The following is a 13,513-nucleotide window of genomic DNA, read 5'->3' on the forward strand; positions in this document are numbered from 1 at the left end:
GGACGGCCGTGGAAAGAGTCACGGGAAGACGGCAATCACGAAGGGGCCGGGTGCGCCGCGCCGCGGTCTCGGTGCTGGGCGGCACCGCGGTGTTCGCGTCCCTGCTGGCACCGGCCGGTCAGGATCCGGTGCCCGCGGCGGGGGCCGAACCGGCGTTCCCGGCGGTCAACTACGCCGTGGCCGTGGACGAGTCGGCCAGCCTCGCGCCCGAGGACATGAAGGCCGAGAAGGCCGCCGCCGCGCGCATCGCGCTGGGCGACGTGTCCTCGTCCTCGCACGTCACGGTCTTCGGCTTCGCCGCCGCCGAGAACGCCGACCAGCGCGCGGTGGACCCGGTTTGCCCGCGCACCGCGCTGGACGCGGCGGGCCGCGAGACGATCGGCAGTTGCGTCGGCAAGCTGCGCAGCCGCAAGGAGAGCGAGGGCACCGGCACCGACCTCCCGAGCGCCATCCGGCAGGGTGTGCACGACCTGACCGACGGCTCCGACGCCTCGGAACCCCGGGTGCTGTTCCTGCTGACCGACGGGAAGATGGACGTCGAGGACAGCCCCAAGTACGGCGATCCCGCGCACCGCCAGGCCGAGGGCGAACGGCAGTTGAAGCAGGCGCTGAAGGACGCCGCCGCGCAGAACGTCCAGATCTGGCCGCTGGGCTTCGGCCCCGACCCGGACAAGGCGCAGCTCGACCAGATCGCCGCCGGCGGTTACCAGAAGGGCTGCGTCGAACTGCCCTCCGCCACCCCGAAGGCCCACAAGGTCAACGGGGCCAAGGACGTCGGCCCCACGCTGGAGCGGATCTTCGCCGCGGCCCACTGCCTGCGCCACGAGGAGGGCCCCAGCAAACGGCCCCCGGCCACCCTGGAGATCGGCATCTCCCCGCTGGCGACCGTGGGCAGCATCGTCGTCGACAAGGGCGACCCCGAGGTCAAGATCAGCTACATCGACCCCAGCGGCGACAAGGTCCCCACCTCAGGGACGTACAAGAAGTCCCGCTTCGAGCTGGCCGGCGGCACCGGACCCGTCGAGGCGCTGAAGATCGTCGACCCGCTGCCCGGCACCTGGAAGGTCAAGGCCGAGGCACCGGAGGGACATCGCTCGCTGCCCGTCGCCGTCAGCGTGCTGTGGCAGGGCGAGCTGCGCGGCGCCATCACCATGGACCCGCCCTCGCCGCAGGCCGGCGAGAAGGTCACCGTGACCATGCGGCTGCAGACGCGTGAGGGCTACGAGATCAAGGACCCGCGCGACTACGAAGGGCTGCGCGTACGCAGCGAGCTGACCGGGGACGGCTTCTCCCCGCTGGCACTCGACCTCGCCGACGGCGGCAAGGGAACTGACCCGAAGGCGAGCGACGGCTCCTTCACCGGCACCGTGACGATCCCGAAGGACGCCGACGGAGCGCTGAAGGTGAGCGCCACCCTGACGGCCTCCGGGCTCAGCGCCGACACCCGCAGCGAGGGCAGCACGGTCGCGCCCGGCGAGCTGCCCGTCACCGCCGCCCTCGAACTGCCCGCCGCCGACACCCACCCCGGCGCCACGGTCACCGGCACCCTCGCCGTCCACAACACCACCGACACCCCGCACACCCTGCGGCTGTCCGTGGCCGACCTCCGGTCCGGGCTGCTCACCGTCAAGCCCGCCGAGATCACGCTGAAGCCCGGCGAGTCCGGCACCCGCGAGGTGCAGGTCGAGGTCGCCCCCGCGGACGTTTTCGGCGACCGCCTCGGCGACGACGGGCTGAAGCTCGCCGGCACCGTCACCGCCGTCGACACCACCGACGGCGACCGCACCCTCGTACGGTCACCGCTGTCGGTGCGGGTCGTGCCGGAGCCGGGGATCTGGGAGAAGTACTGGTGGGCGTTCGTGTCGGCCGCCGTCCTGATCGCCCTCGCCGTCGCGGCCCTGGTCGCCTGGCGGCAGCTGCGCAACCGGCGCAAGGACCCCTACGGCCTGATGCTGCAACTGGTGTCGGAGGACGGCCGGGTCCTCAACGAGCACCCGGCGGGGCACGGCAACAGCAAGCACTGGTACGAGTTCGCCGTCGTCGAGGCCCATCGCAGCCCGCGCATCGAGCGGCGCCCGCACGGCCAGTACGCCGTGCAACGCAGCCGTGAGGGCGGAGCGGTGCTGCGCACCAAGGGCGCCGGCCGCACCGCGCTGACCACCGGCGGCCAGGTCCAGCTGACCGACACGCTGAGCCTCGCCCTGGGCGAGGACACCCGGCCGGGCCGCGGCAACCGCCGCAGGCCGACCACCGCGGGGGCCACCGTCGGCGCCGGCTCCTCGACCGGCCCCGGCGACGGCGGCAACGACAGCCCCTTCACCTCGTACCTGTGACCCGCACATCCACGGACGTACCCAGCACGAACCTGCGGCCGCGTCGGCCGTAGAGCGGGGAGGAAACCCATGAAGATCTTCCAGCCGATGCTCTTCGTCGGCCTGGGCGGCACCGGGGGCCTGGTCGGCGCCGAACTGGAACGTAGACTGCGCGCCGAGTTGTGCGGTCCCGACGGCATGGCGCTCAGCAGGCAGAGCGGCCATGCGCCGTTCCAACTGCCGGACTGCCTGCAGTTCGTGTACGCCGACTACAGCGAGAGCGACCTCCATCGGCTGCCGCAGTTCAATGTGGACCCGTCCCTGCGGGCGGCGTACGCCCGTACCTCCCGGGCCACCCACAACCTGCTGCCGAACTTCGACGCCTCACCCGAAGTCACCAAGATGCTCCGGGCCGTTCTGCGCGACGAGGTCGCCGACTGGCTGCCGCCGCGCATCGACGAACCGAAGGTCACCCCGCTGCACGCGGGTGCGGGCCAGCTGCCCACCGTGGGCCGCGCCGCCCTGTTCGCCACCTTGAGGCACAGCCTCGCACCGGTCCTGGAGCCGCTGCTACAGGCGATCGACTCGATGGCCAGGGCGGCGGGCGAGCTGAGCGAGCTCGGCGGCGGCAAGGTCAACGGCTGCGACGTCTTCGTCGCCTTCTCGGTGGCCGGCGGCACCGGCGCCGGGATCTTCCTGGACTATCTGCACCTGATCAACCACGCCTTCCAGCTGCGCCGCTTCGACGGCGTGAAGATCTACCCGCTGGTCGTGATGCCGTCGTCGTTCTCCGCCGCCACCGGTGGCGGAAGGGAGGCCGAGCTCAACGCGGCCCGGGCGCTGGTCGACCTGTTCCGGCTGGTCGACACGCAGAACGCGCCGTCGGAGGGCGCCGAGATCGGCGATCTCGACCACGAGGTCGGCCTCGGCATCCGCTACCCGGGCATGATGCCGATCCGGCTGCGCACCGGCATCCTGCCCACGGCGTTCCTGTTCAGCCCGACCGCCGGCATCCGCGCCGACGACCTGCGCCGCTCCATCGTCTCCCTGGTGATGTCGCTGATCGGCACCGAACTGGGCGACGGCCGCGTCCAGGGCCGCAAGCAGGCCTCCGACGACGACTTCACGACCTTCGCCGCGAGCTTCATCAACCGGGGCGTGCAGCGCAGCGCCGTGTCCCCGACCGGCATCGGCCGGCAGGGCGTCTCCACCAGTCTGGTGGCGTCCATGACCGCGCCGATGGACCAGCTCGCCGACCTGGTGGCCGGGCGGCTGCTGCGGCTCGCGGTCACCGATCTCGTGGCCCGGCCGCGGGCCGTGCTGCGGGACGGGGCGGTGCCGATGATCCGGGAGCTGTTCGCCGACTCCCACCTCGAAGAGCTGTGGGAACGCAGGCAGTTGCCGGTGCCCGAGCCCGATCCGCTGCCGCGCGGCGGCAGGAACATCGAGCAGGCGCTGGGCGAGCGCGTCGCGGACATGCAGCGGCTGCTGTCCGACCTGCGGGCCGAGGCCGACCGCGCGGCCACCGCCATGGCCGACCGGTTCGCGCCGCGCCCCGCCATCGACAAGCTGCTGCAGAGCGTGGACCCCTTCCTCGCCGAACGCGTCGTCAGGGGCGTCCCCGACAGCGACGAGCCGATCGCCCGGCTCGGCTTCCTCGGCATGCTGGACAACCGCGCCCGCACCCCGCAGCGCCCGCCCGGCGTGAAGGAGCAGCCGCCCAAGATCCCCCGGATCAAGGGCCAGTTGGGCGGCCTGGCGCCGGCCCGCTGGGGCGACGACGACGTCCAGGCGGCCATCCAGGAGCAGGACGCCTGGTACCAGTGGCGCTGCCGCACGGTGTGGCACGAGGCCTGGCGGGAGCAGCAACAGCACTGGCAGCCCCACGCGGACGCGGCGGGCGCCGACATCGTGCGCCTGGTGAACGCCTTCCGCACGCACAGCGACCAGGAGCGCAAGACCGCCGAGCAGAAGGGCCGCGAACTGTACGAGGACCGCACCGGGATCTCGTATCTGCTGCCGCCGCAGCGCACCCTGAACCACTTCTACGAGGACGTCGTCACCCGGCTCATCCGCCGGGAGGGGCTGCGGGAGAACGACGACGAGGCCGCGCTGCTGCTCAAGCTGGTCGACGGCGACACCTGGCGTCAGGTCCACACGCTCAGCCGGCGCGACCCGGAGGGCGCGGTGGCGCGGGTCAAGGGGCAGTTGGAGGCCCGGATCACCCGGCTGTTCGCCGAGAGCGGCGCGCACCTGGAGGAGCGGCCGCTGCTGCCGTCGATGGGCATGCTGCTGGCCGCCGCGGCGGGCGACGCGGACGCCACCGAGCAGGTCAGCAAGGAGGCCCTCGACCTGTTCGGCCGCAAGCTCGCCGGGCTGCTGCCGGTCGGGTTCACCCCGGAGGGCACCGGACTGCTGCGGGTGCTGGTGACCCATCCGCGGGTGCAGGCCGTGGAAGAGGTGCAGGAATACCTCGGCAAGACGCTGCGACTGCCCACGGACGCGAAGAACTCCGTGGAGTACCGGGGCGTGGAGAGCGACTCCGTGACCGTGGTCCTCTTCCGCAGCGAGATGAGCCTCACCCAGGTGCCCGAGGCCCGCAAGGTGCTGCGCCAGTGGGCCCGCGCGAAGGACTCCGAGCAGGCCCAGGACGTCCTGCGGTGGCGGCAGCGGCTCGGCTTCCGGGACAGCTGGATGGTGAGCAGCGAGGAGGACCGGCGCGTCATCATGCACCGGCTGCTGTGCTGCATGTGGAACGGCCAGGTCGACGTGGTGGACGGCGACCCCGCGTCCCCGGAGCGGGTGCGGCTGCGGCTGTTCCCCGACAAGGGCGCCCATGTCCCGGGCGTGCGGCTGCGGCTGGGGGACTACCCCGGCGGTGTGTCCAGCTGGGCCGAGCTGCTGCGCGCGTACGAACGCTGGACGGTCCTCGACGACGAGCGCACCGTCGAGGACTACTGCCGTGAGCTGATGGGGGCCCAGCCGTCGGGCCTGGCCCGGACCGGCAGCGAACCGCACCCCCTCTTCGTCGACCTCGTCGAGAAGATCGCCCCGCGCCAGCTTGAGCTGCTGGCGGACCGCCGGGAACAGGGCGGCGAGCGGGTCGAAGGCTGGGTGCGGCCGCTGTGGGAGTTCTGGGCGGAGACCCTCCCGGCCGCCCTGGACACCGAGTTCGGCGACCAGCGCGCTGTCCAGCCGACCCTGCGCACCCTGCTGGAACACGTCCGAGGCGGCACCCCGGCCCGTCCCCGCACTCCGGAGGGACTCGCGGAACCCCGCCGCCCCCACGACGACGACTTCGGCACCGCCCCGGTCGACTCCTTCGACTCCCTCGGCACCCACCGACGCGATCAGGGCGACCGGGACGGTACCGCCGACGAGCGGGGCTCGCGGGGTGAGGGGCGCTACGGCGACCACGACGGGCCGTACGGCGGCGAACGCGGCGACAGCCGTCACGAGGGCTACGACGACTACGACCGGCCCGGCAGCGGGCGCCGTCGTGAAGGACCGGGCGAGGAGCGGGACTTCTGGGGTGAGCCTCGTGACGGTGGCGGCGGGGGCCGTCGCGGCGCACGTGGCGACTACGACGAGACCGGCGACGACCGGCCGGACGACGAGGACCGCGACGGACCGGCTGCTCGGCGGCGGGAGCGTGCCGAGGAGTACGGCACCCGGACCACTGCCCGGGAGCGCGACGACCTGCCTCCGGCGCCGTGGGACGACGACCCCGCCAGGCGCGGCGGCTCCTGGGACGGTGACGTGCTGTGAGCGTGCAGGACTTCGGTGCCGTCATCCATCTCGACCTGCGGGCCGGGGCGGCCGCGCTGCACAGCCCGTCGGCGCTGCGGGCCAGGGTCGCCCAGGAGTTGGGCCGGGCCGGGCTGCCCGAACCCGACGATCCGCTGTTCCTGGTCGTGGACACCCCGGCCGGGCTGACCGATCACCGGCCGCAGTACGAACTCATCACCGGCTACCGGGCCGTGGGCGAGGTCCGGCTCCTGGTGCTGCTGGTCGGCAGCGCACCGGGCTCGTTCGCGGGCGAGGAAGGCGGCTTCCAGCCCGACCGCCGGCTGCTGCGCCCCTCGGTGCTGCGGGCGCCGGGCAGCGGGCTGCTGTGGGCCGGCGATCTGCGCTCCGCCCGCACCGCGCTGGAGCAGCCGACGGCCGACGACCCGGACGCGCTGGCGGTCCTGGTCGACGTGCTGTCGGTCCCGGACGTCTACCTCAGCGTGCTGCACGGCATCCAGTCGCTGCCCGAGGCCGTCGCCGCGCCCGGCGTACGGCTGCTGGAGCAGGACCTGCCGCCGGAGGTGCGCGACCGGGCCTGGCGCGACGCGCTCACCCGGTTCGCCGGTGAGGACACCGAACTCGCCCCGGACGTCCTGCTGACCGCCTCCTCCGGCGCCGATCTGCCGGAGCCGCTGCGCCGCCTGGTGGTGGGCCGGGGCGGCCAGGACCTGGGACACCGGGAGCCCGGCGGAGTGGCGGACGACGCCCACCGCGTCTGCGCGGACGCCCTCGACCATGCCGAGGACGCGCTGGCCGGGCTGCGGACCCTGCCCGGGCTGCTGCGTGCCTCGCGCCGGGAGGCCTTCGAGGCGGATGTCGACCAGGCACGCCAGGCGCTGGACAACTACCGGGATCTCGTCGCCACGGCCCTGCGCAGCGGCGGCGGCACGGCGGCGTCCGCCGCCGAGTCGGCGACCCGGCTGGCGGCCCTCGGACTGCGGGTGCCGTCGGCCGAGGGCATGGGCGAGCGGATCGGCGAGGGGCTCAAGGAGTTCGCCCAGAAACTGCTCGGCCAGGGGCTCGCCCTGCGGTCGGTGGCGCAGCGCTTCACCGGCCTGGCCGGGCGCGCCGAGCCACTGCCGGGTACGGCGCTGCTGCCGAGGCTCGCGCCGTACTCCGCCGAGGCGGTGGCCCGGCAGACGGGGACGGCGGACGCCGCGGCAGCCGGCCTCCCGGTGGCCGGGCCGTTGGCGGCGGCCTGGGCGGGCCTGCTCGGTGCGCTGTGGTGGGGGCCGTTGCTCGCGCTGGCGGTCGTCGTGCCGCTGCTGTTCGTCGGCATGGCGATCCTCGGGTCGGCCCGGCTGCGCGGTGCGGGACGCCCCGGCCGCTGGGCCGTCGCACCCAGGGTCGCGGCGGTCGGCGGCGCGGCTGTCGGAGCCGGGGTGTCGTACGCCGCCGAACCCCCGGTCTGGCTCGGCACGATCGGGCTGCTGCTCGGCCTCGGCGTCGCGCTGGAGACGGTACGCCGGCTCTGGCGGGCGGCGGCCGCCGACTGGGCGCCGGGCCACACGACCGCCGTACTGCGCCGGGCCCTTGACGGGCTCGACGCCCTGCTGGCCGAGGCGGTCCGGGAGCACTGGGCCGTCGAGGAGCGCCTGTACTGCGCCGACGCCGCCCGTTCCGTCGCCGGCATGCTGCGGGCGACGGCGGCAGCGGCGGAGGCCGAGGCGGTGCCCGAGCCGGCGCGGCTCGCGGCGGCCGGGGCGCCCGGCGGCTTCGACGTGCCCGGCGCCCGCACGCCTGCCGAGGACGACTGGCTCTCCGACGACCTGGACCTCGGGCCGGACGATGCCGGTGCCGGGGCCGACGACGGTGAGAGCGACTGGGCGAGCGTGTACGCCTGGGACGACGGTCCGTCCTGGGAGGAGCCCGCGGACGAGAAGGGGCCCGAGACGGGTCCGGAGCCGAGTTACGCCGCCCCGTCGCGGGACCGCTCCAAGGGGGTTCCGCGCTGGCTGGACCGGGAGAGCGGCGAGGGCGGGCCCGACCTGGTCGCCACCCTGTCGGCCGATCTGACGGACGCCGCCCTGGAGGCGATGAAGCCCTACTGGGGCGCCGTGGAACGCGGCCAGGCGGGCACCCTCGCCGTCCGGCGCACCGAGGAACGGGTCCGCGCGCTGCTGTCGACGGCCCGTCATCACCTGCAGCACAACGGCGTTCTGGCCCCACCCCCGTTCGCCGCTGCCCGCCGCGTCCGTGCCACCTCGGCCAACCTCCTCGGCACCGACCCGCACGGACCGGCCGACCTGGTCGGCGCCGAGGCCGACCGGCCGGCCGTCGTACAGCTGTCCTCGCCCGAACAGGGCGCACTGCTCAGCCGCGATCCGGCGGCCGCGGTGTGGCTCAGGTTCGCCCCCAGGGCCGTACGCGACGAGGTCGAGAAGGCCTGGCGGTCGAGCGGCTCGGTCCACCCGGACGAGGTCCTGTGGACGTCCTCGGGACGCTACGCCGGCCTGGTACGGCTCACCCCGCTACGCATCGGCGTGGTGCACACCGTCCGGCCCCGGCACGGAGCCGAGCCCGACGGCGACGCGGCACTGGACACGGACGACGCGCTGGAGTCGTACGGCACGACGAACGCGTACGACCGGGCCGAGCCGGCGAACCCGTATGACCGCCCCGACCGCCCCGACCGCCCCGACCGCCCTGACCGCCCCGACCGGGCCGAGCCGGTGAACCGCCACGAGCGCACCAACTCCCATGAGCGGGCGGCGCAGTCCTACGACTGGCCCGACAGGGACGGCTGGCCGGACGCCGGCGACCGAGGGGACGGCGACCCCTGGTGACCCGTCTCCCGCACCCCGCCCGGGTGCACCCGCACACCCCGGTGCTCACGTACGAACGAAAGGACCGCCGGTGAGCAGCATCCCGTATCCCCCGCAGGGGCCGGGCGGTCCGCCTCCGGACAAGCTCGCGTTCACCGTGCCCTCGGGGCGGCGCCGGGTCACCCCGGTCCGCGTGGGCCGGGAGGTCCGCCGCGACCGGCCGCTGCCCCAGCTGATCCGCAAGGCGAGGCTCGACGACGAGGGACAGCAGTGCGTGCAGGTGCGCCTGAGCGCCAAGGACGCGGCGAACCCGGCGGCGCGCGCCCTGCTGGACACGGAGGCGGGCACCGCCCTGCTCCTGCAACAACTGCTCGGGGACACGGAGTTCGCGGCGCTCTTCCCGAGGATCGTCGGCTACGAGCTGGACACGGCCGAGCCGTTCCTGCTGTACGACCCTCCGCGCGGCACCCCCGTCGCACGGATCCACGTGATGTCCGCGACCGACCAGGACGTCTTCACCAGGGATCTGATGCTGGCCCTGTGCCTGCTGGAGGGCCAGGGGCTGGTACCGCGCGACATCTCACCCAACTCCGTGCGCTGGGACGGCGCCAAGGTGCAGCTGTGGGGGCTGGAGTCGGTGACCCGGACCGGCCGACCCAGGCGCCCGTGGGGCCGGACACCGTTCTGCCCGCCGGAACAGCGACGGGGGGAGGGGCGCGCCGACTCCCGGGACGCGGTGTGGAGCGCGGCCCAGGTGCTCTACCAGCTGGTGACCGGACGGCCCGGACCGGCCGACCGGACACCCCCCGACCTCGCCGAACACCGCAGGCTCGACCGGACCTTGCGGGACGCCTTCGCGCCGCGAGCGGCCGACCGGCCGACGCCCGCCCAGGTGCTCGACCTGGTGAAGCCGGGCGCCGCCCGCCGCGTCCGCCTCGCCGTGCCGCCCGACGAGACCCGCCCGCACCACGAGGCCTTCGAGGAGGCGCTGCGCCTCAAGCGCGAGGCACCGGCCGGGCGGAGTGACGGCGCGGCGCGCGGGGACGGCGAAGTGCTGTGCCCGTACTGCCTGGAGACCATCCAGCTCGACCTCACCAAACTGTTCGTCACCGACAGCCGTATGCAGTACCAGCCACTGGACCTCTCGGGCATCACCAACCCCGTGCGGCGGGCCGACATCATGCGCGGCGCCGTCCAGAAGTGCACGGCGGACCCGGACTTCCCCGAGCACTTCATCCCGGTGCCCTATCTGACGTACGGCCGCCCGCTGACCGTCGCGATGGTCGGCCAGTCCTCCACCGGCAAGAGCCATCTGCTCACCCAGATGATCGCGGCCATCACCGACGGCGGGCTGGAGCCGTACGGCCTGAAGTGGCAGTCCGTCAACCCGGAGCAGCACGCCCGGTTCGTACGGGAACGGGTGCAGCCGCTGCGCAACGGCAAGGTCCTCGACCACACGGCCGCGCTCGGCCTGGACGACTTCGCCCGCTTCGTGGAGTCCCTGCTGATCACCGACGCCCGCGGGCAGGTGCGCCCGGTCGCCTTCTTCGACCTGGGCGGCGAGGACCTCGTACGCACCGACGCGGCGCTGCGGTTCCTGCTGGGCGTCGACGCCCTGGTCTTCGTCGTCGACCCGGCGCTGGCCCTGCCGCTGCCGCAACTGGACCACGCCAGGGAACGCTGGGGGGTCGAGGTGAACCGGGACGGCGACCTCGCCTTCGGCACCGTCCTTGACCGGCTGCCCAAGAACGGCCCGTACGTGGACGTGCCGGCTGCGATGGTGCTCGGCAAGGCCGACCTCCTCAGGTTCCAGCCGCCCGTCGACCGCTGGCTGACCCGCCCGCCGGCCGGCTCCCTCGACCCGGCACTGATGCGCGAGGAGAGCCGGGACGTCCACGGGCTGCTGCGCCGGCACGCCGGCCAGGCGTGGCTGCGTCCCTTCGACGCGATCCGCCGCTGCACCCTGCACATCGCGTCCGCCACCGGCGGCCAGGAGGACCAGGGCCGCTATCCGGCGGGCGCGGGGCCCCGGCGGGTGCTGGAGCCGCTCGTCGCGCTGCTGGCGATGCACGGACTGATCCAAGTGCCGGGCGGCGCCGAGGCGTTGGCCGTGGGCGAGGCGCCCGCGCTGGAGGCGGTGCCGTGGGACGAAGCCGGGGGACACGAGGCGGCGTCCGCAGGATTCGAGAGGTCTGAAGGGCCCGAGGAGCCCGAGGGATCCGACGGAGGGGAACATCGGTGAGCGACTTCCAGGACCGGGGCCCGGTCCACCAGGCCGTCTTCCGCTGGGACGGCAACCACGGCCGGCAGGGCACCGGCATGAACGCCGTCGCGCACTCCTGCGAGCCCGAGCGCGCCGAGGAACTCGGCCGGGAACTGGGCCCGTTGCTGTGGGTGTCCGGCGCGGCGGCGGCACGGCCGAGCGTCGTGCGCACCGTGTCCCGCGACGGTGACGTCCTGCTCGTCCAGCGCTGGCCCACCACCGACCGGGGCGGACGGCCCAGCACGGTCAGCCATGTCCTCATCGGCGACCGCGGCACCCTCGCGGTCCGGGAGAGCCTGGGGCTGGCGTACCGCGGCTGGCGCAAGCAGGAGAAGGCCGAGCAGGCGTCGGGCCGGCTTCCCGAAATCGACCCCGCGAGACTCGACGACCTCGCGCACAAGCGGCTGCCGGAGATGCTGGAGCGGCTGCCGAAGGTCGCGCACGCGCTGATCCTCACCACCGCGGAGTTGCTGCGCGATCCCACGCAGCGGGTGTCGCTGCTCCTGGAGGAGGAGACCCCGCGCGACTGGCCGGACCGGGAGGCCGTACCGCTGGTCTATCTCGGGCTCTTCCTGCTGTTCGGGCGCTGGCTGGGGCAGGAGTGGACGTTCGCCACCTGCGACTCCGTCGACACCCACGCCCTGCGCCTGATGGCCGTCCCGCGCTGGGAGCCGGACACGGGCGGCTCCGGCCCGCTCGCCAGGATCATGGGCCGCCCGCACGGCAAACCACGCTTCGAACACAAGGCGGCAAACCGGCTGGTCGACCACCTCCTCACGCACCGGGAGGCGGCCCCCGGCGTACCGCAGCTCGTCGAGGAACTCCCCGACGGCGCCGCCCTGGACTGGGAGCGACGCCGTGACCGGCTCTGGAGAATCCTGGGGGAGCAGCGGGAGCGGGACCAGGAGCGGGATCGGGACCGGGACCGGGACCGGGAAACGAGGCGAACGCGAGATCGGGATCGGGACTCTGAGAGGCCCTCGACACTCGCCGCCCAGGCCACCGTCGCCCCGGAGCCGTATGCAGCGCCTTACCCGGACCCGTACGCCGAGCACTACGCGGAGCTCTACGCGCAGCCCCGCCCGGAGGATTACACCGAGCCGTACCCGCAGCCCCGCCCGGAGCCGTACGCCGAGTCCCGCGCGGAGCCGTACGGAAAACCGTATGCGCCCCCCGCACTCGCGCCCTCTCCACCGTCACCACCCCCTGCCCCCGTGACACCCCCGCAGCCGCACCAGCCGCCGCTCACCCCCGGCCCGAACGGCCACGACACCCCCGCCCTCCCTGCCCTGCGCCGGGACCTGCGCGACTACCGGCGCGGGGACGGGAGCCGGCGCAGCATCCTGATGGCGGACCTGCGCACGCGGTCCGACGAGGTGCTCCTCGGCGAGCTGCGTTCCGGCGAACTGCCGCGGGACTCGGTGGAACTGCTGCTGAACGAGCTGGGCAGGCCGGACCGTGTCGAGGTGCGTCACCTGGAGGTGCGACACGAGCTGTGCGCCGAGGTGCTGCACAAGGACCTGTACTTCACTCCGCAGACGGCGAACGGGGAACACCCGTCGAGGAAGGCCATGATCGATCTCTCGGCCGACCTCTTCACCTGGGCCGTCGCCCCGCTGGCCCGCGACGAACGCTATCTGCGCGATCTGCAGGAACTGCTGTACCGCATGAGCCGGGACCCTCACCCCACCACGGGCAACTGGCTCCGGCAGAGCATCATCGAACCGGCGAACGGCAAGATCCCCGACCTGCCGCCGGTGCTGTGGAGGCAGCTCCTGCGCGATGCCATGTGCCGCAGCGAGGGGCCGCCGCCCGCACCAGCCCTGCCCCGCCCCACGACGGCGCCCACGGTGCCCCAGCCACCCCCGCAGCCGTCCGCCTTCACGCCGGAGCCGCTCACCGCCATGGCGCGGATCTCCGACCTGATGAACAACCCCGGCTGCTTCATCGGAAGCAGCCTCGTCGTGATCGCCGTCCTACTGGGGATCGCCCTGATGCTCTTCGTCTAGCACTCGGTCAGCACGGGATCAACACTCAGTCGGGTCGTTGTGTTCGTACAGGCATCCGATCCCTTCGTTGGGGAGCGTGAGGGGCGCGCATCCAGGGGCCTGGGGCTTCGGCCTTTGACCTGGGGTTTCTTGGGTCCTGATGCTGCGAGACCCGGGCGGTGCCGCGGTGGTCGGCCCATGCGGAGTGCGCCGAACCTCGTTGCCGACCGTGACCGCGATGCCGGCCAGTCAGGCCGGCGCGGTGTTCGCACCGGTCGGAGCGCGGCGGCCGTGCTTCCCGCGGAGGCGACGGGATCAGTGACCGGGAGGCGCTGACATGTGCAGCAGTCGTTCGGTGATCTCCCGGTACTGCCTCAGTGCGAGCCGCAGTTCCTC

General features: G+C 73.7%; 5 protein-coding genes. All 5 read left to right on the forward strand.

Features of this window, described 5'->3' with window-relative positions:
• The first annotated feature begins 50 nt into the window (after nt 1–50).
• On the forward strand, nt 51–2,333 hold the full coding sequence (locus tag AB5J55_RS29425) for a VWA domain-containing protein (RefSeq protein WP_369273522.1): 2,283 nt from the start codon (nt 51–53) through the stop codon (nt 2,331–2,333).
• Between the two features lie 69 nt (nt 2,334–2,402).
• Nucleotides 2,403–6,080: a tubulin-like doman-containing protein gene (locus AB5J55_RS29430; protein WP_369273523.1), complete on the forward strand. Its 3,678-nt coding sequence runs from the start codon at nt 2,403–2,405 to the stop codon at nt 6,078–6,080.
• Nucleotides 6,077–8,887, forward strand: coding sequence for a hypothetical protein (locus AB5J55_RS29435; RefSeq protein ID WP_369273524.1), 2,811 nt, complete (start codon nt 6,077–6,079; stop codon nt 8,885–8,887). Before AB5J55_RS29430 ends, AB5J55_RS29435 begins: the two co-directional genes overlap by 4 nt.
• A 70-nt stretch (nt 8,888–8,957) precedes the next feature.
• Nucleotides 8,958–11,108 carry a hypothetical protein gene (locus tag AB5J55_RS29440; protein WP_369273525.1) on the forward strand — a complete coding sequence of 717 codons (2,151 nt, stop codon included), beginning with the start codon at nt 8,958–8,960 and terminating at the stop codon, nt 11,106–11,108.
• Nucleotides 11,105–13,138 (forward strand): hypothetical protein, encoded by a 2,034-nt coding sequence (locus AB5J55_RS29445; protein ID WP_369273526.1) that lies wholly within the window; start codon nt 11,105–11,107, stop codon nt 13,136–13,138. The genes AB5J55_RS29440 and AB5J55_RS29445 overlap by 4 nt, the downstream gene beginning before the upstream one ends.
• The last annotated feature ends 375 nt before the right edge of the window (nt 13,139–13,513 follow it).

This window comes from Streptomyces sp. R11 (genome assembly GCF_041051905.1).
In the GTDB taxonomy this organism is placed as follows: domain Bacteria; phylum Actinomycetota; class Actinomycetes; order Streptomycetales; family Streptomycetaceae; genus Streptomyces.